This window comes from Mycolicibacterium lutetiense (genome assembly GCF_017876775.1).
Lineage (GTDB): Bacteria > Actinomycetota > Actinomycetes > Mycobacteriales > Mycobacteriaceae > Mycobacterium > Mycobacterium lutetiense.
The window spans coordinates 1,855,851-1,877,362 of the sequence record NZ_JAGIOP010000002.1 but is presented as its reverse complement, the minus strand read 5'-3'; the positions used below and the strand labels follow the sequence as shown (position 1 = coordinate 1,877,362).

22 protein-coding genes, 1 pseudogene and 1 riboswitch are annotated in these 21,512 nt (G+C 65.6%); of the genes and pseudogenes, 10 read left to right on the top strand and 13 right to left on the bottom strand.

What is annotated here, in order from left to right; translation table 11 throughout:
• The first annotated feature begins 3 nt into the window (after positions 1 to 3).
• Entirely contained in the window at positions 4 to 1,020 is a 1,017-nt protein-coding gene (gene yhjD, locus JOF57_RS18320) for an inner membrane protein YhjD (protein WP_209918792.1), read from the top strand.
• 186 nt (positions 1,021 to 1,206) lie between these two features.
• Here yhjD and JOF57_RS18315 read toward each other — a convergent pair whose 3' ends face one another.
• On the bottom strand, positions 1,207 to 1,524 hold the full coding sequence (locus JOF57_RS18315) for a DMT family transporter (protein WP_209918790.1): 318 nt from the start codon (positions 1,522 to 1,524) through the stop codon (positions 1,207 to 1,209).
• A 12-nt stretch (positions 1,525 to 1,536) separates the two neighbouring features.
• Positions 1,537 to 1,601, bottom strand: a riboswitch (guanidine-III (ykkC-III) riboswitch).
• Between the two features lie 22 nt (positions 1,602 to 1,623).
• Here JOF57_RS18315 and JOF57_RS18310 point away from each other — a divergent pair.
• The gene (locus JOF57_RS18310) at positions 1,624 to 2,478 is read left to right on the top strand and encodes a nitronate monooxygenase (protein ID WP_209918789.1); all 855 of its coding nucleotides are present in this window, start codon (positions 1,624 to 1,626) and stop codon (positions 2,476 to 2,478) included.
• Positions 2,479 to 2,696: 218 nt separating this feature from the next.
• Here the strand turns inward: JOF57_RS18310 and JOF57_RS18305 are convergent, their stop codons facing one another.
• Complete coding sequence (locus tag JOF57_RS18305) at positions 2,697 to 3,767, bottom strand: hypothetical protein (protein ID WP_209918788.1); 1,071 nt, start codon at positions 3,765 to 3,767, stop codon at positions 2,697 to 2,699.
• Between the two features lie 4 nt (positions 3,768 to 3,771).
• On the opposite strand from JOF57_RS18305, the gene JOF57_RS18300 reads away from it, so the two are divergent.
• Entirely contained in the window at positions 3,772 to 4,029 is a 258-nt protein-coding gene (locus JOF57_RS18300) for a hypothetical protein (protein WP_209918787.1), read from the top strand.
• A 383-nt stretch (positions 4,030 to 4,412) separates the two neighbouring features.
• Here the strand turns inward: JOF57_RS18300 and JOF57_RS18295 are convergent, their stop codons facing one another.
• Together JOF57_RS18295 and JOF57_RS18290 are read right to left on the bottom strand one after the other, a co-directional pair.
• Complete coding sequence (locus JOF57_RS18295) at positions 4,413 to 5,624, bottom strand: D-alanyl-D-alanine carboxypeptidase family protein (protein ID WP_209918786.1); 1,212 nt, start codon at positions 5,622 to 5,624, stop codon at positions 4,413 to 4,415.
• Positions 5,625 to 5,711: 87 nt separating this feature from the next.
• Entirely contained in the window at positions 5,712 to 6,644 is a 933-nt protein-coding gene (locus tag JOF57_RS18290; protein WP_209918785.1) for a helix-turn-helix transcriptional regulator, read from the bottom strand.
• 125 nt (positions 6,645 to 6,769) lie between these two features.
• Here JOF57_RS18290 and JOF57_RS18285 point away from each other — a divergent pair, with 125 nt between their 5' ends.
• Positions 6,770 to 7,267 carry a MarR family winged helix-turn-helix transcriptional regulator gene (locus JOF57_RS18285; RefSeq protein WP_209918784.1) on the top strand — a complete coding sequence of 166 codons (498 nt, stop codon included), beginning with the start codon at positions 6,770 to 6,772 and terminating at the stop codon, positions 7,265 to 7,267.
• Here the strand turns inward: JOF57_RS18285 and JOF57_RS18280 are convergent.
• The 3 genes from JOF57_RS18280 to JOF57_RS18270 all read right to left on the bottom strand — a co-directional run bounded on the left by JOF57_RS18280 (position 7,264) and on the right by JOF57_RS18270 (position 10,258).
• Entirely contained in the window at positions 7,264 to 8,262 is a 999-nt protein-coding gene (locus JOF57_RS18280; RefSeq protein WP_307870045.1) for an SMP-30/gluconolactonase/LRE family protein, read from the bottom strand. The genes JOF57_RS18285 and JOF57_RS18280 overlap by 4 nt on opposite strands.
• 98 nt (positions 8,263 to 8,360) lie before the next feature.
• Positions 8,361 to 9,746, bottom strand: a complete 1,386-nt coding sequence (locus JOF57_RS18275; protein WP_209918782.1) for an aspartate aminotransferase family protein — start codon at positions 9,744 to 9,746, stop codon at positions 8,361 to 8,363.
• Entirely contained in the window at positions 9,743 to 10,258 is a 516-nt protein-coding gene (locus JOF57_RS18270; RefSeq protein ID WP_209918780.1) for an Lrp/AsnC family transcriptional regulator, read from the bottom strand. Before JOF57_RS18270 ends, JOF57_RS18275 begins: the two co-directional genes overlap by 4 nt.
• A gap of 123 nt (positions 10,259 to 10,381) precedes the next feature.
• Here JOF57_RS18270 and JOF57_RS18265 point away from each other — a divergent pair, with 123 nt between their 5' ends.
• The 3 genes from JOF57_RS18265 (at position 10,382) to JOF57_RS18255 (ending at position 13,404) form a co-directional block, all read left to right on the top strand.
• The gene (locus tag JOF57_RS18265; protein ID WP_209918778.1) at positions 10,382 to 11,869 is read left to right on the top strand and encodes a gamma-aminobutyraldehyde dehydrogenase; all 1,488 of its coding nucleotides are present in this window, start codon (positions 10,382 to 10,384) and stop codon (positions 11,867 to 11,869) included.
• Between the two features lie 120 nt (positions 11,870 to 11,989).
• Positions 11,990 to 12,913 carry a sigma-70 family RNA polymerase sigma factor gene (locus JOF57_RS18260; RefSeq protein ID WP_209918776.1) on the top strand — a complete coding sequence of 308 codons (924 nt, stop codon included), beginning with the start codon at positions 11,990 to 11,992 and terminating at the stop codon, positions 12,911 to 12,913.
• Positions 12,913 to 13,404 (top strand): PPOX class F420-dependent oxidoreductase, encoded by a 492-nt coding sequence (locus JOF57_RS18255; RefSeq protein ID WP_209923472.1) that lies wholly within the window; start codon positions 12,913 to 12,915, stop codon positions 13,402 to 13,404. The genes JOF57_RS18260 and JOF57_RS18255 overlap by 1 nt, the downstream gene beginning before the upstream one ends.
• Here JOF57_RS18255 and JOF57_RS18250 read toward each other — a convergent pair.
• From JOF57_RS18250 to sdhC, 6 genes and pseudogenes are all read right to left on the bottom strand, one after another.
• A complete protein-coding gene (locus JOF57_RS18250; RefSeq protein ID WP_209918775.1) occupies positions 13,399 to 14,190 on the bottom strand; it encodes a phosphatidylethanolamine N-methyltransferase family domain-containing protein in 792 nt (263 codons plus the stop codon). The genes JOF57_RS18255 and JOF57_RS18250 overlap by 6 nt on opposite strands.
• 12 nt (positions 14,191 to 14,202) lie before the next feature.
• Positions 14,203 to 14,799, bottom strand: a pseudogene (locus JOF57_RS18245) (carboxymuconolactone decarboxylase family protein); the annotation flags it as partial.
• A gap of 94 nt (positions 14,800 to 14,893) precedes the next feature.
• Positions 14,894 to 15,679 carry a succinate dehydrogenase iron-sulfur subunit gene (locus JOF57_RS18240; RefSeq protein ID WP_209918770.1) on the bottom strand — a complete coding sequence of 262 codons (786 nt, stop codon included), beginning with the start codon at positions 15,677 to 15,679 and terminating at the stop codon, positions 14,894 to 14,896.
• A gap of 3 nt (positions 15,680 to 15,682) precedes the next feature.
• Positions 15,683 to 17,437 carry a succinate dehydrogenase flavoprotein subunit gene (gene sdhA / locus JOF57_RS18235; RefSeq protein ID WP_209918769.1) on the bottom strand — a complete coding sequence of 585 codons (1,755 nt, stop codon included), beginning with the start codon at positions 17,435 to 17,437 and terminating at the stop codon, positions 15,683 to 15,685.
• A gap of 3 nt (positions 17,438 to 17,440) precedes the next feature.
• A complete protein-coding gene (locus tag JOF57_RS18230) occupies positions 17,441 to 17,914 on the bottom strand; it encodes a succinate dehydrogenase hydrophobic membrane anchor subunit (protein ID WP_163663647.1) in 474 nt (157 codons plus the stop codon).
• Positions 17,911 to 18,327 carry a succinate dehydrogenase, cytochrome b556 subunit gene (gene sdhC, locus JOF57_RS18225; protein ID WP_209918768.1) on the bottom strand — a complete coding sequence of 139 codons (417 nt, stop codon included), beginning with the start codon at positions 18,325 to 18,327 and terminating at the stop codon, positions 17,911 to 17,913. The genes JOF57_RS18230 and sdhC overlap by 4 nt, the downstream gene beginning before the upstream one ends.
• 214 nt (positions 18,328 to 18,541) lie before the next feature.
• Between sdhC and JOF57_RS18220 the strand changes: the two genes are divergently transcribed.
• The 3 genes from JOF57_RS18220 to JOF57_RS18210 all read left to right on the top strand — a co-directional run bounded on the left by JOF57_RS18220 (position 18,542) and on the right by JOF57_RS18210 (position 21,491).
• Positions 18,542 to 18,940, top strand: a complete 399-nt coding sequence (locus JOF57_RS18220; protein ID WP_209918767.1) for a cytidine deaminase — start codon at positions 18,542 to 18,544, stop codon at positions 18,938 to 18,940.
• 59 nt (positions 18,941 to 18,999) lie between these two features.
• Positions 19,000 to 20,292, top strand: a complete 1,293-nt coding sequence (locus JOF57_RS18215) for a thymidine phosphorylase (protein ID WP_209918766.1) — start codon at positions 19,000 to 19,002, stop codon at positions 20,290 to 20,292.
• A gap of 110 nt (positions 20,293 to 20,402) precedes the next feature.
• The gene (locus JOF57_RS18210; protein ID WP_209918765.1) at positions 20,403 to 21,491 is read left to right on the top strand and encodes an adenosine deaminase; all 1,089 of its coding nucleotides are present in this window, start codon (positions 20,403 to 20,405) and stop codon (positions 21,489 to 21,491) included.
• Positions 21,492 to 21,512: the final 21 nt, after the last annotated feature.

The following is a 21,512-nucleotide window of genomic DNA, read 5'->3' as shown; positions in this document are numbered from 1 at the left end:
GCGGTGGACAAGCCGGAGAAGCCAGGATTGCTGGCGAGGGTGCGTACGCGCTTTCCCTGGTTCAACCATGTGATGCTGGCGCAGGAGCGCTATGACGAATGCAGCGGCAACTTTTACGCCGCTGGCATCACCTATTTCACCATTTTCGCGCTGTTTCCGCTGTTGATGGTCGGCTTCGCCGCCGGCGGCTTCCTGCTGTCCCGGCGTCCGGACCTGCTTGAGGAAATCGACCACCAGATCCGTCAGGCGGTATCCGGTGATCTCGGCCAGCAACTGGTCACCCTGATGGACTCCGCCATCGATTCCCGCGGCACGGTCGGCGTGATCGGTCTCGCGACGGCAGTGTGGGCCGGGCTGGGTTGGATGGCCAACCTCCGGCAGGCGCTGAGCCAGATGTGGGGTCAACACGCCGAGTCCAACTTCGTCGGCAACAAGCTCTCGGATCTGTTTGCCCTGGTGTCGGCATTCCTGGCGATGGTGCTCACCATCGGACTGACCGTCCTCGGCGACCCCAGTTTGATGCGGAAGGTGTTGCGCTGGATCGGTCTTCACGATGGCGCGGTACTCGGTAGCGGGTTGCGGGCCATCTCGATCGCGGTGTCGGTCTCGATCTCGTGGCTGTTGTTCAGCTGGATCATCTCCCGGTTGCCGCGTGAGCCGGTGCCCTTCCGCCGGTCTCTCCGGGCCGGTCTGCTGGCCGCGGTGGGTTTCGAGATCTTCAAACAGGTGGCGTCGATCTACCTGCAGTCCGTGCTGAACGGCCCCGCCGGAGCCACGTTCGGCCCGGTGCTGGGCTTGATGGTGTTTGCCTATGTCACCGCACGGCTCATCCTGTTCGCCACCGCGTGGGCGGCGACGTCCACCGAGAGTCTGGCGGTCGCACCGGTGCCGCCACCGGACCCAGTGCAGATCGTCACGCGGGTGCAGGTCCGCGAGGGGATCGGGCTGCGGGGCGCCTTGGCCGCGGCTGCGATGGGAGCCATTGGCGCTCTGGGGCTTTCGCGGCTGTTGCGCCGTTAGCGGTTGCGCTCGCTCTCGTCCCGCTCTCCCCCCATTGTCACGCCAGAGTGGCGCCCGAGGTCGAGCGTCACGCTGGCGTGCAGGCCCGCCGCACCTTGTCACGCCTGAGTGGCGTTGGCGCTCGACAGCCACGCTGGCGTGACAAAGCGCCGGCACGAAACGTGGAGCGGCCGAGTTCTCGCGCCGTTAGTGGCTGACGACCTTGAGGCCGACGATGCAGCCGACGACGCCGAGCATGAGCAGCACCTTGATCACCGATGCGGGTTCGGCGCCGGTGAGCATCGCGTAGCCGACAGTGAGCACCGCGCCGATGCCGACCCAGATCGCGTAACTGGTGCCCGGCGGCAGGCTGCGCATCGCGATGCCCAACCCGATCATCGAGAACACGAGCGCGACACCGAAAATCACCGACGGCCAGAGCCGGGTGAAGCCTTCGGTCTTGCTCAGGGCGGTCGCCCACACGGCCTCGAGGACACCCGAGACCACGAGAATCAGCCAAGCCATGGCACACCTCCAAACACCCCGTCTTGTCGCTGGCCGGGTACGGGTGCGCCTCGTCCGGTGCCATGTGCTGGCGGTCCCCATAGTAACAACGACGTAACATTGCAGGTTGTGAGTTTGACAACCACCTGGTCGCGATCAATGGGTATTGATGTTCCAATCGTCAACGCGCCGATGGGTGGTGCGGCGGGGGGCCGACTGGCGGCTGCGGTCTCGGCGGCTGGCGGTCTGGGGATGGTCGGAATGGGCAGTTCGGCGACGGCCGAACAATTGACCGCCGAACTGAAGCAACTCGATGGGCAGCGATTCGGAATTGGCCTGGTGCACTGGGTCACCCAGGATCGGCCGGATCTGTTCGACGTGGCGTTGGCCGCCCGGCCGGCGTTGCTGAGCGTGAGCTTCGGTGTGGACTGGGACTGGGTGCGTCGGGCGCATGACGCGGGCCTGACGGTGACGACCCAGGTGGCGACCGTCGACGCTGCCCGCCGAGCGGTCGACGCCGGCGTCGACGTCCTTGTGGCGCGCGGCGCCGAAGGCGGTGGCCACGGAGAGCCGACGGTCGGCACCCTGCCGCTCTTGGCGGAGGTGCTCGACGCCGTCGACGTACCGGTGTTGGCGGCGGGCGGGATTTCTTCGGCACGAGCAGTGGCCGCAGTGCTGGCGGCCGGAGCGGCTGCGGCCTGGGTCGGCACGGCCTTCGCGGCGTGTGCCGAGGCGCTGACCCCGGCCCCGGCCCGTGATGCCCTGCTGGCCGCAGACAGTGACTGCACCGAGCTCACCACCGAGTACGACCTTGCCGCCGGATATCGATGGCCGGCAACAATTCCCGAACGTGTGCTGCGCGGCTCGCCGGTCAATGCGGGGCAGGGCGTGGGCTCGGTGCGGCGCCCGGCTGACGCGGCCGAGATCGTGGCGTCGCTGTCTGGCGATGCCGAGCAGCTCCTGCGACGTTGGTGATGGTGGGCCTGCCAAACCGTCGAGAGCGGCGACGGGTTGGCAGGCCCGGAATGTATTTAACCCGAGCGGTAATTAGTTGTCAGCCGAATCGGGCACATTCACCACCGGTTGCTGTCAGGGTGATGCGCCGGCGGTTCTGAAGTCTTCATATCGGGCGGTGGGCCCGTCCCCGGGGTGAAGTGCACCCCGGAGGAGTGGGCCCACCGGTCCTGGTGTGGTTACTCGCTGCTGCCGGCGCTCTTGGCGGCGCGGTGCTTGCCGCCGCTGCTCTTGTGGGCTTTGGCTACGTGCTTGTCGGCCTTGGATTCCTTCTTTGCAGCCTGTCGGTCACGCTGGCGTTCTGCCCTGGCTTGTTGCCGCGCGTCCCGCTTGGACTCCTTGTCGGCCTTGGCTTTTGACGCGTCCGTCGCATCGCTTCCGGTGCCCGCGGTAGCCGAGTCGTCGGTGTCGCCGGCGCCGTCGGTGTCAGCGGAACTTTCGACGGCGGTGGGGGTCTCGGTCACCGTAGCCTTCGAATCGACTTTCAACGTCACGGTCTTCACCGCATCGATCGCCGACGTAGCAGCGCTGGTGATGCTGTCAACTGTGCCGGTCACACCGCTCGCGAGTTCTTTGGCGGGTTCAGCGGCGACAAGTGTTTGATCGGCGTTTGCGGGCAACGCGTTGGGCGTTGTCGCGGCAGACAGTGATTTGGTGACGGGCGGACCAATCACTGACGTTTCAGGCGCAGATTCCACAGTAGTGGGTGCGACCGCCGGAGCCGGGGGCTTGATCGCCGCCGCGATGGTTCTGGGGAGGTCCACCACCAGCGCGGCGATGACGCCGGTATCGAAGAAACTCACGTACGGCTTGAGCGCACCGGTCAGGAAGGAGTCCGTCATCGCGGCGGGAATGTTCAGTACCGCGTTCACCGCGGAGAGTGGGTCACCGGCGTTCACCGCGTCGGAAACATTTTGCAGCTGGGCCCCAAACGCATGAAAGGGATTCGCCAGCATATTTATTGCGCCAAGACCGATGGGCTGGATGGCATTGGGAATCGTTTGCAGCACATTGGCGACGTTCTGCGCCATCATGGCCGGGATCTTCAGGTTGTTGATCAGCGGGAACATCGTCTGAAGTGCACCGACTATCGGGTAGACGACACCCCAGCTGAATGCCTCTCCGATCTGGCCTGCTTTGAGAAAGTCGGACGCGTACTGCAGGTAGAACGGCAGTGTGGAATTCAGAAAGTTCTCGAATCCGATGCGAAAGTTCTCGAACCCGGTGCCGACCAGGTTGGCGTAGCCCATCTGATTGGCGAGGATCTGGGTCAAGACGGGCGCGCCGTTACCGATGACCTGCCCGCCGAGCGCACCCAGGTTCTGGGCGGCGTTCGTGACGGTAGTGACCCATGCCGAGATGGGGTCGCCGATGGGGTTGACGGCGGCGGCGAGGTCCACGGCCGCTGAGTGGGTGCTGATCGTCGGCGCGTGGATGTCGGATGTCACGGGGCTGATCGGACTGATGGCGATGACGCTGGCGCCGGCCAGCGCTACGCCGGCGGTGACGTAGGGGCGAAGTGTGAGTTGCAACCGGATTCCTTTGTTGATCGGGCCAGGGCGGCCCTGACCGGCGCTGAATTTAGCAGTGGAGGTATGAATTCCGATCACTATTGGCAATAGTCATCACACATTCGAAAAATATCTCGAATGTGTGAAAAATATTGTGTAAATGCCGAGTGTGTATGAATCCAGCTAGCCGGTGTAGTCCCTGTTCAGGAGCTTGGAAAGAACCGGAGTCAATTAGCTATGCCTGCCGTTGTCGGCTAAATAGGTAAACGATGAATCGGCACGACTGAAACATGTTCATTTCCGATTTTGGAACCGCTGATGCTTGCCATTCCCATTGGCGCATGATGGGCAACGTCGCTTATGGGACGTGGAACCCGTGTGCGGTCAGAGGATGGTGCGGCGATTCAGCGACCGCGCGCCCATCATGAGCATGAACACGATGAGGGCGCCAACGATCGCGACGCCAACCCGCACGGGCAAGGTATCTGCCGGCGGCAGGACCGAAGCGGCTTGGGCCGCTGAGGGTTCCGCGGGCTTGGCCTTGAGTGACGGGTCGGGGTCGACGAGGGTTCCGACCTTGGTTCCCGGTGCAGTGGCGAAACCGTAGTCGAGCAGGTGCGCCGCCTGCTCCCACGGTGCGATCGGCACCCGGGTGCCCTTCATCAGGATGGCCACCAGGCGGCGGCCGTCGCGTTCGGCTGCGCCGACGAACGTCTGCCCGGCGTCGTCGGTGTAACCCGTCTTGCCGCCGAGGGCGCCCGGGTAGTTGTAGAGCAGCCGGTTGTCGTTTTCCACCGGGTAGGACGGATTGCCGTCGCGCCCGGGGAAATCGTAGGTTTGCGTCGATACGATGTCGGCGAAAGCCGGATGTTGCCAGGCGTACCGGTAGAACAGCCCGATGTCATACGCCGAGGTGCTCATGCCGGGGCCGTCCAGGCCCGACGGTGTGGCCGCCCGGGTGTCGCGGCCACCGAGCTTGCCCGCCAAGATGTTCAGCTTCTGCAATGCGGGGTCCATGCCGCCCAACTGCGCCGCCAGCGCGTGTGCGGCGTCGTTGCCGGAGTGCATCAGCAGCCCGTGCAGCAGATCGTTGACCGTGTACTGGCCGCCGGGGCCGACACCGACGCGGGTGCCCTCGGAGTTGGCGTCCTCCTGGGTGCCTGCGACCAGCTTGTTGAGGTTGAGTTCGTTGAGGGCGGCGGTGGCCACCAGCACCTTGATGATGCTGGCCGGGCGGTGCCGGCCGTGTGGGTCGCGGGCCGCGATGATATCTCCGGAATCCAGATCGGCGACCAGCCACGCTTCGGCGGAGACGTCGTTGGGCAGCGGCGCGGTATCGGGGGCGGTGATCACGCCGCAGCCCGACAATGCCGCGCCGCCAATCGTCTTGGTGGGCACCGGTAGCGGGCCGGGCGCGACCTCACCCGGTTTGGGGACCTCGGAGGCGTCGACGGCCGGCGGAGTTGTCACCTTGTACGGGCACTCGGGGGCGGGTTCGGCATTGGCCATACCGGCCGTCATCAGGGGTGCCGTCAGCATCGCCAGTGTCGCGAAGACAGACACGACGCGCTGGGTAGTCCTCCGCAAGATCGCCATCGTGTCCGAAGATTAGGCGATCGCGGCCTGATTTCCGGCTTGCCACGCTGTGACGTATGTGGTTTGTGTGACGAATGTGACCACGCTTCAGAGCGAGCCGCGCAACCGAGTCTGCGATGGCGGTTCGCCGAAGAAGCTGCGGTATCTGGCCGCCATCCGGCCGAGCTCGCTGATTCCCCACCGGTTGGAGACCGCCGCGACTGTCACCTGTTGACCGCCGGCAAGAAGGTCGGCTCGGATGCGGTGCAGGCGCATCCGGCCGATATACGACTGCGGTGACTCTCCGAGCGTCTCCTCGAACGACCGGGCGAGCGTCCGTCGGGACACCCCGGCCAGCAGTGCCAGCCCCTCGATGTCGAGACGTCTGTCGAGGTTCTGGTCGATGTGTGAACGGGTCAACTCGACGACTCTTTGACGGTGCCTGAGCGTGACGACGGGTAGCGGCGCCGGTTGCCGCGCGAAGTGGCCGATGAAGGCGGCGACGATATCGGCGAACGCAGCCGAATCAAGCTGCCCATGGTTGTCCTGATGCACCCGGGTCAGGTAGCGCGATATCGCCTCGAGATGCGTGCGTGCCAAGGGTTGTGGATGGATGCTGGTGCGCCGGTACGCGTTGGGGGAGAGCGTGAGTCCGTGGCGTTCGGCTTGGAGTTCCAACGTTTCCTCGTGCAGGGTCACCACGGCATAGAGGGAGTCCACGTCGTGGAATGCCTCGTGCTCGTCGCCCGGGCGAAACACGGTGATCACTCCCGAGTCGATCTCTCGCAGCAGGAGCCGGTTCCGGGGTGGAATCCGCAGGCCGACGGCGATCGACAGCGCGTCGGCGGACAGTGGGCCGCGGATCTGTACCCGGCTGTCGAAGCGTCCCGACGTGAACGCGATACCGGCCTGGTCAGCGTGGATCAAGTTGCCGCTGGGCGCCTCACGAGACATCTGGAACGCGTTCAGCCCGGCGGCGTTGACCGCATCGCTGAGATCCTCGAGTTGCGCGATCCGGGTCCGGACCAACGGCACGTGCATGACGTTGCAGTGTATGGCGTGATCGGGCTGTCCCATTCTGCATAGACCGAAATTGCCGGCTGGGCTGTGATCGTCGCAGCGGTCGCCGGACTGGCGTCCCTCGACGAAGGAAACGGTTCGAGTCGATGTTGGCAGTTGTATCCCCAAGTCCCCCAGACGAGCTGGATGTCGGTGACGGAGAGTGGCGGCAATGGGAGCGCTTCGGTGAATCGGCCGAGCTGCTCTACCGGGAGATCAACGCCGCTCTCATCGCCCGACACGATCTGGGGGTTCCCGACCTGCAGCTGCTCAATCTGCTCAATGCGGACGCGCGCCGGCCTGTTCGAATGGGCACTCTGGCCGATGCTCTGGTTCTGGCGCCGAGCCGGTTGACGTGGCAGGTCGGCCGACTGGAGGTGCGCGGATTTGTCCGTAGGTTTCCCAGCCGCGAGGACAAACGCGGAATTGTCGTCGGGATCACCCGGCAAGGCCAGAATCACCTGCGGCCGGCGCTGTGCACCTACGCCTTGTTCGTACGGCAGTTCTATCTGGCGCCGCTGAACCGAGAGCAGATGACCGCGCTCGGCGACGGCGCCAGGCGCGTCAGCGATGCCTTGAAGAACGATTGTGCCGCAACGCGTTAACCCAGGTCGCGGATCTGGGCGTATGCCAGCGTAGGGAAGGCGATCGTGGACATCCACAGCTTGCCCGCCGATTCTACGACGCCGGTGACGGTGCCGAAGTCTGGACGCGTGGTCTGCACGCCGGTGAGCACGTCGCCGGAGTCGGCGTCGAAGGCCAGCACCCACACCTGCGGATGGATCTTCGGCTGGAGTCGATTGGGCAACTGCCACAAAAGCTTTCGGATCAGCGGTGCTCGTGGTGCGAGCGCCTCTGCGGCAGCGTTCGGCGGAGACACCATCGCCACCCAGATCCGGCCGTCGGCGCCGGTGGAGATGTTGTCCGGATACCCCGGCAGGTGCACCGCCAGTGGCGTCACGGTCCCGGCGTGCGGCCCGCTCAGCCAGTATTTCGACAGCCGTCGGCCCTGGGTTTCGGCGAACACCAACGCCGATTCGTCGGCGGTGGTGGTCACTCCGTTGGCGAAGTACAGCCCGTCCACCAGGGTGGTGACGGTACCGTCGTTGTCCAGCCGGAACAGGCTGCCGCGCCCGCGGGCCTCCATGACGGCGCCGGCGAAATGTTCGAAATGGAACTGGCTGGTGGACTCGGTGAAAAATATTGTGCCGTCCGAGGTTTCGGTCACATTCGAGCAGAACCGCAACGGGCGGCCATCGACCGACTCGACCAACGTCGACAGCGCCCCGGAGTCAGGATTCAACGCCAGCAGCCCGCGGTGGCTGTCGCAGATCAGCACCCGACCGTCGAGGGCGACGTGCAGCCCTAGCGGGCGCCCGCCGGTATCGGCGACCACGGCCGTGGCACCGTCGGGCGAGACCCGGACGATGCGTCCGTCGACCAGGCCGGTCCACAGCTGCCCGGATGCGTCGACGACGACGTCTTCGGGACCTTCGCCGGGCATCGGCACGAGGGTGAGTTCGGCAGGACCGAAATCAGGTAGCGGGTCGATCGGAGGCGGTGTCCAACGGACCGGGTCGATCGGGGGTTTGTGTGGCACGCTGCCAGTCTGACGCCGAAATGGCATTCCGGCAGGGTGTTACTCGAACTTGTTCTGCTGGAATGCCGTTTCGGCGCAAGTAGTGCAACAGTGGCGAGCTACAGCAGCTTTCCGGCCTCGGTCAGCACGCCGTGCAAGATCTCGTAGATCGCGTCGAATTCGGCCTGACCACTGATCAGCGGCGGGGCCAGCTGGATCACTGGGTCGCCACGGTCGTCGGCGCGGCAGTACAGCCCGGCCTCCCACAAGGCGGGAGTGAGAAAACCTCGGAGTAACCGCTCGGACTCCTCGTCGTTGAAGGTCTCCCTGGTCGCCTTGTCCTTGACGAGCTCGATGCCGTAGAAGAAGCCCTCACCGCGGACGTCACCGACGATCGGCAGGTCGTAGAGCTTCTCCAGGGTGGCCCGGAAGGCCGGGGCGGCTTCCTTGACGTGGTCGTTGATGCCCTCGCGTTCGAAGATGTCGAGGTTGGCCATGGCGACCGCGGCCGAAACCGGGTGCCCGCCAAAGGTATAGCCGTGGCCGAAGACCGTCTTGCCGTCGTTGAACGGCTCGAACAACCGGTCGCTGGCCACCATTGCGCCCAGCGGTGAGTAGCCCGACGTCAGACCCTTGGCGCTGGTGATGATGTCGGGGACGTAACCGAAGTCGTCGCAGGCGAACATTGATCCGATGCGGCCGTAGGCGCAGATCACCTCGTCGGACACCAGCAGCACGTCGTACTCGTCGCAGATCTCGCGGACCCGCTCGAAGTATCCGGGCGGCGGCGGGAAGCAGCCGCCCGCGTTCTGCACGGGCTCAAGAAAGACGGCGCACACCGTGTCCGGCCCCTCGAACTCGATGGCCTCCGCGATGCGGTCGGCGCAGTAGCGGCCGAAAACCTTTTCATCGTGGGCGTATTCGGCAGGTGCCCGGTAGAAGTTGGTGTTCGGTGCCCGGAAGCCGCCCGGGGTCAGCGGCTCGAACGGAGCCTTGAACGCCGGGATGCCGGTGATTGCCAGCGCGCCCTGCGGGGTGCCGTGATAGGCGATCGCACGCGAAACCACCTTGTGCTTACCGGGTTTTCCGGTGAGCTTGAAATACTGCTTGGCCAGCTTCCATGCACTCTCGACGGCCTCGCCGCCACCGGTGGTGAAGAACACCCGGTTCAGATCGCCCGGTGCGTAGTTGGCGATGCGCTCGGCCAATTCGATGGCCGGCGGCGTGGCGTAGGACCACAGCGGGAAGAAGGACAGCTTCTCGGCCTGCTTGGCCGCGGCCTCGGCAAGCTCCTTGCGGCCGTGGCCGACCTGGACGACGAACAGGCCGGACAGTCCGTCGATGTAGCTCTTGCCCCTGTCATCGAAGATTCGGACACCTTCGCCGCGGGTGATGATGGGCGGCGTGATGCCCTCGCCGTGTCGGGCGAAGTGGCCCCACAGGTGGCGGTTGGCCTTGGCGGCCAGATCTGAGGTGGTGGCCGGTGAAGTCTTCGTGTTACTCATCGAGTTCCCCAATTATATTGCTGTTTAACAAGTTTCAGGTAAACAAGGGTTTCGGTGGATATCACTCCCGGCAATGCGCGGATCTTGGTGTTGAGTAGTTCGAGCAGGCTGTCGTCGTCCTCGCAGACCACCTCGCAGATGGCGTCGAAGGAACCTGCTGTCAGCACGACGTAGTCGACCGATTCGATGGCCGAGAGTTTCTCGGCCATCTTGAGGGTGTCGCCGGTGCAGCGGATGCCGATCATCGCCTGGCGGGCGAAGCCGAGTTGCAACGGATCGGTCACCGCGACGATCTGCATGACGCCGGCGTCGACCATGCGCTGTACGCGCTGGCGTACCGCGGCCTCGGACAGGCCCACGGCCTTGCCGATGCCGGCGTACGAACGGCGGCCGTCGGCCTGCAACTTCTCGATGATCGCCTTCGACAGGTCGTCGAGTTGAAAGGCGCCGCGAGAATTGTTGTTCACCCGCAGTTGTACGGGCTGAAGGTCGTCACCCTCAGGGTTGCTCATGCCTCTGATTGTGCACGGAATCCGTCGTTTGTGGCAATTGAATCGATGAAATCCCTTGTTTGAAGGGTGTCGAACGCGGGATTGCGTAGAGGTCGAGGCCGTCGTCGGTTAGCGTGGGGGCCCATGGGCGTGGCAGTAGATGTAACGAGCAGCTGGATCAACGGTGCACCGGTCGCGACGGCCGGGCCTGTCCATCGGATCGTCGACCCCGCCACCGGACAGGCCGTCGTCGACTACGCCCTGGCCACCCCCGTCGACGTGGACAACGCCGTGACAGCCGCCCGGGCGGCATTTCCCAGCTGGTCCAAGGCAACGCCGGCCGAGCGCTCGGCAGTGCTGGCCAAGCTCGCCAAGCTCGCCGACGAACATGCTGATCAGCTGGTGGCCGAGGAGGTCAGCCAGACCGGCAAACCGGTGCGCCTGGCCGCCGAGTTCGATGTCCCCGGCAGCGTCGACAACATCGACTTCCTCGCCGGCGCGGCCCGCCACCTGGAAGGAAAGGCCACCGCGGAGTATTCGGGTGACCACACGTCGAGCATTCGACGCGAGGCCGTCGGTGTCGTCGCCACCATCACCCCGTGGAACTACCCACTGCAGATGGCGGTGTGGAAGGTCATCCCGGCGTTGGCGGCAGGCTGCTCGGTGGTCATCAAACCCGCCGAGATCACCCCGCTGACCACCCTGACGCTGGCCCGGCTGGCCACCGAGGCGGGTCTGCCCGATGGCGTGTTCAACGTGGTCACCGGGGGTGGCGCCGACGTCGGATCCGCCCTGGCCGGCCATCGCGACGTCGACGTCGTCACCTTCACCGGATCGACCGCCGTGGGCCGCAAGGTGATGTCGGCCGCCGCCGTCCATGGCCACCGCACCCAGCTCGAGTTGGGCGGCAAGGCGCCGTTCGTGGTGTTCGACGATGCCGATCTGGACGCCGCGATCCAGGGCGCAGTGGCCGGCGCGCTGATCAACACCGGGCAGGACTGCACCGCCGCGACCAGGGCGATCGTGGCTCGCGACCTGTATGACGATTTCGTGGCCGGTGTCGCCGAGGTGATGGGCAAGATCGTCGTCGGCGACCCGCACGACCCCGACACCGACCTGGGCCCGCTGATCTCGTACGCGCACCGCGACAAGGTGGCGGGCATGGTGGCGCGGGCACCCGAACAAGGCGGCCGGGTCGTCACCGGAGGGGTGATCCCGGACCTGCCCGGCGCGTTCTACCGGCCCACCCTGATTGCCGACGTCGCCGAGACCTCAGAGGTGTACCGCGACGAGATCTTCGGGCCGGTACTGACCGTGCGGGCGTTCACCGACGACGACGACGCGATCCGGCAGGCCAACGACACCGACTATGGCCTGGCCGCCTCGGCCTGGACCCGTGACGTGTACCGCGCGCAGCGGGCCTCCCGCGAGATCAACGCCGGGTGCGTGTGGATCAACGACCACATCCCCATCATCTCGGAGATGCCGCACGGCGGCGTCGGTGCGTCGGGCTTCGGCAAGGACATGAGCGACTACTCGTTCGAGGAGTACCTCACCATCAAGCATGTGATGAGCGACATCACCGGGATCGCCGAAAAAGAGTGGCACCGAACAATTTTCAGCAAGCGCTGAGGCCGATCCGCCGCCGATCCGCCGCCGATCTGCCGCCGTCAGCCTCGAATGTCACGCTGGAGTGGCACTCGGCGGCGGCAGCCACTCTGGCGTGACACTCGGCGGGATTAAGCTTGGCCTGTGACCACTGCGGCGCGCACCGATGAGTTCGAGGCGCTGCGGCCGCACCTGCTGGCGGTCGCCTACCGGTTGACGGGCACCTACGCCGATGCCGAAGACATCGTGCAGGATGCCTGGCTGCGCTGGCATGACAACCAGACCACGATCGCCGACCTGCGGGCCTGGCTGACCACCGTCGTCAGCCGGCTCGGGCTGGACCGGCTACGTTCGGCCGCCCACCGGCGCGAGAAATACGTGGGGGAGTGGTTGCCCGAGCCCGTGGTCACCGGATTCGAGGCCAACGACCCGCTGGGTGCGGTGGTTGCCGGTGAGGACGCCCGGTTCGCCGCCATGGTGGTGATGGAGCGGCTGAATCCCGACCAGCGGGTGGCGTTCGTGCTGCACGACGGCTTCGCGGTGCCGTTCAACGAGATCGCCGATGTGCTCGGGGTCAGCGCCGCCTCGGCCCGCCAATTGGCGTCGCGGGCGCGGCGGCAGGTCGCCGATGCCCCGCCTCCGGTACCCGACGACACACACAACGAGGTGGCCGGCGCACTGATGGCGGCGCTGGCGACCGGTGACATCGATGCCGTGGTGCGCCTCCTGCATCCCGACGTCACGTTCACCGGCGATTCCAACCGCAGGGCTCCCACCGCGGCGCGGGTCATCCACGGCCCCGACAAGGTGGCCAGGTTCCTGTTCGGGCTGGCCCAGCGTTACGGCCCGAACTGGCTGGCCGACAGCCAGCTGGCCCTCGTCAACGGCCAGCTCGGCACCTACAACCCGGGATCGCCGGCCCTCGCCGGTTACCCGGAGATGATGCCGCGGGTCACCGCGATGACCATCCGCGACGGCCTGGTTTGTGCGGTGTGGGACATCGCCAATCCCGACAAGTTCACTGGATCCCCCCTTCGTGGAGCTGCCGAGCGTGGAGGTACGACGTGATGCCCAATGAGCCGGGAACCCTTACCCAGACGTTCAGCCGAATGATGTTCCGGGGCATGGACAAGATGCGTCACCGCGACGCCTTCGACATCGGCGACGCGACGGGAAGCACGTTCGCCGGATTCGAGAATTACCGGCAGATCGTGTTGGTGACCTTCAAGAAATCGGGTGAGGCGATACCCAGCCCGATCAACCACGGTGTGGCCGACGGCAAGCTCTACGTGCGGACGGATGCGTCGACCGGGAAGGTCAAACGCATCCGCAACAACCCGAATGTCCTTGTGGTGGCGAGTAGCCTGCGCGGCAAGCCCAGCGGACCCGTGGTGGCCGGCGTGGCGCGCATCCTGCCCGAGTCGGAACACGCGCACGCCGACGCGGTGATTGCCGCCAACTGGAGTGCACCCATGAAGCTGTTCGAGCGCAGCCTCGACGTGAGCAGTCAGACCCTTGGCGTGCCAATGGCTTTCATCGAGATCACGCCCGCGTCATAGCACGTAGGGGATCAGTGCCTTGCGGTCGGTGGGGTACTCGGGAAACTTTTCCCGATACCAACCGTGGGTGCCCATCGCCCGGGGGATCAGATTGCCTGCGGTGATCAACAGGATGGCTACGCCGGGCAATGCCCAGGTCAGCAGCGCGAAACCGGACCAGGCGATGATCTCGCCGAGGTAGGCCGGGCTGGTGACGAACCGGAAGCCACCGCCGAAGGGGATCCGGTATTCCGCCCCGCCGGGATTCTTCTTGTCTCGCAGGTTTCGCACGATCGATTCGGAGTTGACCAGCAGCGCGAATCCGCACAGGTAGATCACCAACCCCACCAGGAATCGTGGATCGGTCAGCCAGGCAGAGGTGTATTGCCCGAAGAAGTCGTGGCTGAACAGGGTTCCGTTGAGGTAGCCGTGCATGGAGGTGACGAGCATGCCCATCACGATCACCGAGACGTTGAAGGTGCCGCGCTTGCCCGGTGCCTGGCGGATCGCCAACGGGAAGAACCACCCCCGGTTGGCGTAGTGCAGCATCCAGATTCCCGCGAGCACAAGTGATGTCGGCTCGAATCGGTTCGGCCCGGCCAGGTAGCTGATCAAGAAAACCACGGTCGCCGGGATCTCCATCAGCCACCAGCCGAGCTTCGGGTTGAGGTTCAAACCGAGTTTCGTCGTCGAGAAGCGCCCGTAAGAACTCTGTGCGAAGAATCCGCCGATGATCACGAATGCGGCGAACGCGAAGGCCGCAGTCAGCACCGTGTCATAGAGCGTGTCGCCGGTGTACCAATGCATGGGCGTTTTGTATCACGCCCATGGCACGCGGCATGCATCCCCGGTGTTGAAGCCCTGCTCGGTGATGCCCAACGCCGAGTACATCCGCGACCGCATGTTCTCCACGCCGATCTGATAGGTCAGCTCGATCACGCCGTCGTCGCCGAAGCGCTTGCGCAGGTCGGCCACCTGCTCGTCGGTGACGGTGTGCGGATCGGTGGTCATGGCGTCGGCGTAGGCGATCGCGGCGCGCTCGTCAGGGGTGAACAACGGGGAGGTTGCGTAGTCGTCGATCGACTTGAGCCGTTCGACGTCGAGGTTCTCCAGCCGCATCAGCATGGAGCCGAAATCCACACACCATGAGCAGCCGACAGTGCGGGCGGTCCAGAACACCGCGAGCTCACGGACCGTGGCGGGTAGTTTCTTGGAGCCGCTCTGGAGCAGCATTTCGTGGACACCGTTGGCGACCAGCAGGCGCGGGTGGTGCGCGGCCACCGCGAAGGGCTCGGGCACCTCACCGAACTGGCGCTTGGCGTACCAGTACATGGCGCGGGTGAGCAGGCCGGCTTGTTTGGGGGTTACAGGGGCGATGCGTGTCTCGGTCATACCCGTTAGACGAGGCAGCCCCGCAATGTGTGACAGCGCAAAACGGGCGCCGACTCTGCGCTCAGATCGTGATTTCGCTCGAAAACACGATCTGGCCGCAGTGTCGACGCCCAAAGATCTAGCGCGCAAACATCAACGCGCGCTTGACCTCCTGGATTGCCTGGGTCACCTGGATGCCACGCGGGCAGGCCTCGGTGCAGTTGAACGTGGTGCGGCAGCGCCAGACGCCGTCGACCTCGTTGAGGATGTCCAACCGCTCGGCGGCCGCCTCGTCACGCGAATCGAAGATGAACCGGTGCGCGTTGACGATCGCGGCGGGCCCGAAGTAGGACCCCTCGCTCCAGTAGACGGGGCACGACGTGGTGCAGCAGGCGCACAGGATGCACTTGGTGGTGTCGTCGTAGCGGGCCCGGTCGGTGGCGCTCTGGATGCGCTCCTTGGTGGGCGGGTTGCCACTGGTGATCAGGTACGGCTTCACGGCGCGGTAGGCGTCGAAGAAGGGCTCCATGTCCACCACGAGGTCCTTCTCCACGGGCAGGCCGCGGATCGGCTCGATGGTGATGGTGAGCTGCTTGCCGGCCTTCTTGGGCAGCAGGTCGCGCATGAGCACCTTGCAGGCCAACCGGTTCACACCGTTGATCCGCATGGCATCCGAGCCGCACACGCCGTGTGCGCAGGACCGCCGGAAGGTCAGCGTGCCGTCCAGATAGCCCTTCACGTACAGCAGCAGGTTGAGCAGCCGGTCTGAGGGCAGGCAGGGAACCCGGAAGCTCTGCCAGCCTGCGGCGTCAGGGTTCTCCGGATCGAACCGGGCGATCTTGAGCGTGACCATGACCGCGCCTTCGGGCACGGGAGGCAGCGGTGGATCGCCGGCTTCAGGCTTGTCGATGACAGGTGCACTCATGGGTCAGTACTTCCTTTCCATCGGCTCGTACCGGGTCTGGACGACGGGCTTGTAGTCCAGCCGGATATCGGAGAGCAGGTCGTCGCCCTCCTTGTAGGCCATGGTGTGCCGCAGGTAGTTGGTGTCGTCGCGGTTCGGGTAGTCCTCGCGGGCGTGTCCGCCGCGGGACTCCTTGCGGTTGAGCGCACCCACCACGGTCACCTCGGCCAGCTCCAGCAGGAAGCCGAGCTCGATGGCCTCGAGCAGGTCGCTGTTGTAGCGCTTACCCTTGTCATGCACCGTGATTCGGCTGTACCGCTCCTTGAGTGCGTGGATGTCGGTCAGCGCCTGCTTGAGGGTTTCCTCGGTGCGGAACACCGCGGCGTTGTTGTCCATCGACTGCTGCAGCGCAGTGCGGATGTCGGCGACACGCTCGTGGCCGTGCTCGGACAGGATGTCGCCGACCCAGCCGACCACCATGTCGGCCGGGGCCTCGGGCAGGTCGACGTGATTGTGGTTGGCGGCGTACTCCGCGGCGGCGATACCGGCACGGCGGCCGAACACGTTGATGTCCAGCAGCGAGTTGGTGCCCAACCGGTTGGCGCCGTGCACCGACACACACGCGCACTCACCCGCGGCGTACAGGCCGGGGATGACGTTGGTGTTGTCGCGCAGCACCTGGCCGTTGACCGTGGTGGGGATGCCGCCCATGACGTAGTGGCAGGTCGGGTAGACCGGGACCAGTTCGGTCACCGGATCGACGCCGAGGTAGGTGCGGGCGAACTCGGTGATGTCGGGAAGCTTGGCCTCCAGCACATCGGCGCCCAGGTGGCGCACGTCGATGTAGACGTAGTCCTTGTTCGGTCCGGCGCCGCGGCCTTCGAGCACCTCGAGCACCATCGAGCGGGCGACGATGTCGCGTGGGGCCAGGTCGACGATCGTGGGCGCGTAGCGCTCCATGAACCGCTCGCCCTCGCCGTTGAGCAACCGGCCGCCCTCGCCGCGCACGGCCTCCGAGATGAGAATCCCGAGCCCGGCCAGACCTGTCGGGTGGAACTGGTGAAACTCCATGTCTTCCAGGGGAAGTCCCTTGCGGAAGATGATGCCGAGGCCGTCACCGGTCAACGTGTGGGCGTTGGAGGTGGTTTTGTACATCCGGCCCGAGCCGCCGGTGGCGAACACGACTGCCTTGGCGTGGAAGATGTGGATGTCGCCGGTCGCCAGCTCGTAGGCGATGACGCCGGTGGCCACCGGGCCCGCCGGAGTATCCGTCAGTGCGATGTCCAGGGCGTAGAACTCGTTGAAGAACTCGACGTCGTGCTTTACGCAGTTTTGGTACAGCGTCTGCAGGATCATGTGGCCGGTGCGGTCGGCGGCGTAACAGGCCCGGCGGACCGGGGCCTTGCCGTGGTCGCGGGTATGCCCGCCGAAACGACGCTGGTCGATGCGGCCCTCGGGGGTGCGGTTGAACGGCATCCCCATCTTCTCGAGGTCCAGCACCGCGTCGATGGCCTCCTTGGCCATGATCTCGACGGCGTCCTGGTCAGCGAGGTAATCGCCACCCTTGACGGTGTCGAAGGTGTGCCACTCCCAGTTGTCCTCTTCGACGTTGGCCAGTGCGGCGCACATGCCGCCCTGGGCTGCGCCGGTGTGCGACCGCGTCGGGTACAGCTTGGTCAGCACGGCGGTACGGACGCGCGGACCGGCCTCGACGGCAGCGCGCATGCCGGCGCCGCCGGCACCGACGATGACGACGTCGTAGCGATGTTCCTGAATCATTGGTTAGCCCCCAATATTCGGGTCGAAGGTGACCAGGACGTAGGTGCCCAGAACCAATGTGAAGCCTGTCGCCAGCAGTAGCAGCGAATTCAGGTAGAACTTCGTGACGTTCTTCCGGGCGTAGTCGCCGATGATGGTGCGCAAGCCGTTGGCGCCGTGGATCATCGCGAGCCACAGCAGGGCCATGTCCCAGATCTGCCAGAACGGGGAGGCCCAGCGCTGCGCGACGTAGTTGAAGTCGATGCGGTACACGCCGTCCTGCCACATCAGCATGATGAAGAGGTGGCCGAGCGCCAGAAAAACAAGTGCCAGACCTGAGAACCGCATGAACAGCCAGGCGTACTTCTCGAAGTACGGGATACCGCGGGGGCGACGGGGCGCGCGGGGGTGGTCCAGCGCGGCCGGTCGGTCGTGCTCACGTTCCAGCACCGGTGCCGGACGGCCCAACCGCGACTCGCCCGCTTCTGGCGCGCTCACAGGAACCGCTCCACCATGTGCATGCCGATGACTCCTAGTGCTGCGATGAGGACCACGGCAAAGATGCCGACGGCAACCGCGAGCATCTGCCGCTGGTAGCGGGGACCCTGCTGCCAGAAGTCGATGAGGATGACGCGGATGCCGTTCAGTGCGTGATACAGCACCGCGGCGACCAGGCCGATCTCCATCAATCCGACGATGGGGGTCTTGTACGTCTCGATGACCTCGTTGTAGGCCTGCGGGCTTACCCGGACCAACGCGGTATCAAGGACGTGTACGAACAGGAAGAAGAAGATCGTGGCACCGGTAATACGGTGCAGCACCCAGGACCACATGCCCGGATCACCCTTGTACAGGGTGCGCCGTCGTGATTTCCTGGGTTGCGGAGCCGGTACCTCCGTTTGAGTACTCATCGGGCCCTCCAACGCCATCGGTGGGACGTCTGGGACTGCGGAGTAATTAGCCCCAAACCTCGGGGCGACTCTAAACCCATTTGCAGTGGCGAACGAACTACGGTTGAGCAGTTCGGCCCACCAACCAAGCAAAAGTTAGGCTTACCTATCTTAATGTGCGGGTCGGGAATTGGGGTTTCGGAATGCATTCAGAGCCTATGTCCGAGGTTGTCGCATGACCATCGAAATCAACTGGAATCTGCTGCGTAGCAAGGCAATTGAGGCGTCATCGCGCGCCTACGCGCCCTATTCGGGCTTTCCGGTCGGTGCCGCCGCTCTGGTCGACGACGGACGGATCGTGACCGGCTGCAATGTGGAGAATGTCTCATATGGCCTAGGTCTCTGTGCCGAGTGCGCTGTGGCCTGTGCCCTGCATTCCGGAGGCGGCGGAAGGCTTGTCGCACTGTCGTGCGTGGGCCCGGACGGGGGTCTTTTGATGCCTTGTGGGCGCTGTCGGCAGGTGTTGCTCGAGCACGGTGGGCCCGAGCTGCTCATCGACCATCGGCACGGCCCGCGACCGCTGCGCGAGCTACTGCCCGACGCCTTCGGGCCCGAGGATCTGGAGCGCAGGTAAGACCAAGTGGTCCAACAACTCCGGGGCCCGGCTAGTTACCGGCGAGTAGGTTGACGGGCATGCCGCATCTCGACGCTCCGTCGGTCATCCGGACCAAACGTGACGGCGGGGTGCTGTCCGACGCCGCCATCGACTGGGTGATCGACGGCTACACCCACGGACGGGTCGCCGACGAACAGATGTCAGCCCTGTTGATGGCGATCTTTCTCAGGGGCATGACGCCGGCCGAGATCGCCCGGTGGACGGCGGCGATGGTCGACTCCGGAGAGCGGTTCGATTTCACCGACCTTCGCCGTGACGGCAGGCCATTGGCCCTGGTGGACAAACACTCCACCGGCGGAGTGGGGGACAAGATCACCATTCCGCTACTGCCCGTCGTGATGGCCTGTGGTGCCGTCGTTCCGCAGGCGGCCGGGCGTGGGCTCGGGCACACCGGAGGAACGCTGGACAAGCTTGAGGCGATCTCGGGGTTCACTGCAGAACTGTCGAAAGACCGGATCCGGCAACAACTTCGGGATATCGGGGCGGCGGTGTTCGCCGCGGGCGAGCTGGCGCCGGCGGACCGCAAGATCTACGCGTTGCGCGATGTCACCGCCACCACCGAGTCGCTGCCGCTGATCGCCAGTTCGGTGATGAGCAAGAAGTTGGCCGAGGGGGCGCGATCGCTGGTCTTGGACGTCAAGGTCGGCCGCGGTGCGTTCCTCAAGACCGAGGCGGAGTCGCGTGAGCTGGCGGCGACCATGGTCGGTCTCGGCAATGCCAGCGGGATCCCGACCCGCGCCCTGCTCACCGATATGAACTGCCCGCTGGGGCGGACCGTCGGCAATTCTGTGGAGGTCGCCGAGTCGCTGGAGGTGCTGGCCGGCGGCGGGCCGTCCGACGTGGTCGAACTGACGTTGGCGCTGGCCACCGAGATGCTCGACGCGGCAGGCGTCGACGGCACCGACCCGGCTGAGGCACTGCGCGACGGCAGCGCGATGGATTGCTTCCGCGCGCTGGTGGCGGCCCAGGGCGGGGACCTGACCCGCCCGTTGCCCATCGGGGCTGCCAGCGAGACCGTGACGGCCCCGCACGGCGGCATCATGGGTGACCTCGACGCCATGGGAGTGGCTCTGGCGGCGTGGCGGCTGGGAGCGGGCCGCGCCCAGCCGGGGGAGCCGGTGCAGTTCGGCGCCGGGGTGCGGATCCACCGCAGGCCGGGGGAGCCGGTCGCCGCAGGCGAGGCGCTGTTTACCTTGTACACCGAGACGGCCGAGCGGCTGCCCGGCGCACTCGCCGAGCTCGCAGGCGCCTGGACCGTCGGCGACACCGCACCCCCGTCGCGGCCGTTGCTCGTCGACCGAATCGGTTGACGCCCGACCCCGACGCGTCGTCCGCGGGTGGGCCGGTATTGGCCTGATCGTCATCGGCAACGCCGTGGTTTCGTCCGCACAGTTGCGGCTCCTGCGCCCATGATGGGGATATGAGTACGCCGCTGAGTCTGGACAAGATCCAGCACGCTCCCAAGGCCCTGCTGCACGATCACCTCGACGGTGGTCTGCGTCCGGCCACCGTGCTCGACCTGGCCGGTCAGCTCGGCTACGACGACCTGCCGGCCACCGAGGTCGACGAGCTGGCCACCTTCTTCCGCACCGCCGCGCACAGCGGCTCGTTGGTGCGCTACCTGGAGCCGTTCGCCCACACCGTCGGGGTGATGCAGACGCCGGAGGCACTGCACCGCGTCGCCTACGAATGTGTGGAGGATCTGGCCGCCGACAACGTCGTCTACGCCGAAATCCGGTTCGCCCCCGAACTGCACATCGACCGCGGCCTGTCGCTCGACGACGTGGTCGACGCCGTATTGGCCGGCTTCGCCGACGGGGAGAAGGCCACCGCGGCCGAGGGGCGCACCGTCACCGTGCGCTGTCTGGTCACCGCGATGCGCCACGCCGCCCGGTCGCGGGAGATCGCCGAGCTGGCAATCCGGTTCCGGGACAAGGGTGTTGTCGGTTTCGACATCGCCGGAGCGGAGGCCGGCTATCCACCCACCCGCCACCTCGACGCGTTCGAATATATGCGAGGCAACAACGCGCGCTTCACCATTCACGCCGGTGAGGCGTTCGGGCTGCCGTCCATCCATGAGGCCATCGCATTCTGCGGTGCCGACCGGCTCGGCCACGGGGTGCGCATCGTCGACGACATCACCGAGTTCGAAGACGGGACCCAGCGACTGGGCCGGCTCGCATCCATCCTGCGGGACAAGCGAATTCCGCTGGAGATGTGCCCCAGCAGCAACGTGCAGACCGGGGCTGCCCCGAGCATTGCCGAGCATCCGTTCGACCGGTTGGCGCGACTGCGGTTCCGGGTGACCGTCAATACCGACAACCGGTTGATGAGCGATACCACCATGAGCCAGGAGATGCTGCGCCTGGTCGAGGCCTTCGGTTACGGCTGGAGTGACCTGGAGCGCTTCACCATCAATGCGATGAAGTCGGCGTTCATCCCGTTCGATGAACGACTCGCGATCATCGACGAGGTGATCAAACCGCGGTATGCGGTACTGGTCGGCTGACGCTGCTGCAACAATCGAGCG

What these genes read in the sequence shown, in the direction of transcription:
- JOF57_RS18315 (WP_209918790.1), bottom strand. Translation starts at nt 1,524, where the DNA reads ATGGCTTGGCTGATTCTCGTGGTCTCGGGTGTCCTCGAGGCCGTGTGG.
- JOF57_RS18305 (WP_209918788.1), bottom strand. Translation starts at nt 3,767, where the DNA reads ATGGGCTACGCCAACCTGGTCGGCACCGGGTTCGAGAACTTTCGCATC.
- JOF57_RS18295 (WP_209918786.1), bottom strand. Translation starts at nt 5,624, where the DNA reads ATGGCGATCTTGCGGAGGACTACCCAGCGCGTCGTGTCTGTCTTCGCG.
- JOF57_RS18290 (WP_209918785.1), bottom strand. Translation starts at nt 6,644, where the DNA reads ATGCACGTGCCGTTGGTCCGGACCCGGATCGCGCAACTCGAGGATCTC.
- JOF57_RS18285 (WP_209918784.1), top strand. Translation starts at nt 6,770, where the DNA reads ATGTTGGCAGTTGTATCCCCAAGTCCCCCAGACGAGCTGGATGTCGGT.
- JOF57_RS18275 (WP_209918782.1), bottom strand. Translation starts at nt 9,746, where the DNA reads ATGAGTAACACGAAGACTTCACCGGCCACCACCTCAGATCTGGCCGCC.
- JOF57_RS18270 (WP_209918780.1), bottom strand. Translation starts at nt 10,258, where the DNA reads ATGAGCAACCCTGAGGGTGACGACCTTCAGCCCGTACAACTGCGGGTG.
- JOF57_RS18265 (WP_209918778.1), top strand. Translation starts at nt 10,382, where the DNA reads ATGGGCGTGGCAGTAGATGTAACGAGCAGCTGGATCAACGGTGCACCG.
- JOF57_RS18255 (WP_209923472.1), top strand. Translation starts at nt 12,913, where the DNA reads ATGCCCAATGAGCCGGGAACCCTTACCCAGACGTTCAGCCGAATGATG.
- JOF57_RS18250 (WP_209918775.1), bottom strand. Translation starts at nt 14,190, where the DNA reads ATGCATTGGTACACCGGCGACACGCTCTATGACACGGTGCTGACTGCG.
- JOF57_RS18240 (WP_209918770.1), bottom strand. Translation starts at nt 15,679, where the DNA reads ATGAGTGCACCTGTCATCGACAAGCCTGAAGCCGGCGATCCACCGCTG.
- sdhA (WP_209918769.1), bottom strand. Translation starts at nt 17,437, where the DNA reads ATGATTCAGGAACATCGCTACGACGTCGTCATCGTCGGTGCCGGCGGC.
- sdhC (WP_209918768.1), bottom strand. Translation starts at nt 18,327, where the DNA reads ATGAGTACTCAAACGGAGGTACCGGCTCCGCAACCCAGGAAATCACGA.
- JOF57_RS18220 (WP_209918767.1), top strand. Translation starts at nt 18,542, where the DNA reads ATGACCATCGAAATCAACTGGAATCTGCTGCGTAGCAAGGCAATTGAG.
- JOF57_RS18215 (WP_209918766.1), top strand. Translation starts at nt 19,000, where the DNA reads ATGCCGCATCTCGACGCTCCGTCGGTCATCCGGACCAAACGTGACGGC.
- JOF57_RS18210 (WP_209918765.1), top strand. Translation starts at nt 20,403, where the DNA reads ATGAGTACGCCGCTGAGTCTGGACAAGATCCAGCACGCTCCCAAGGCC.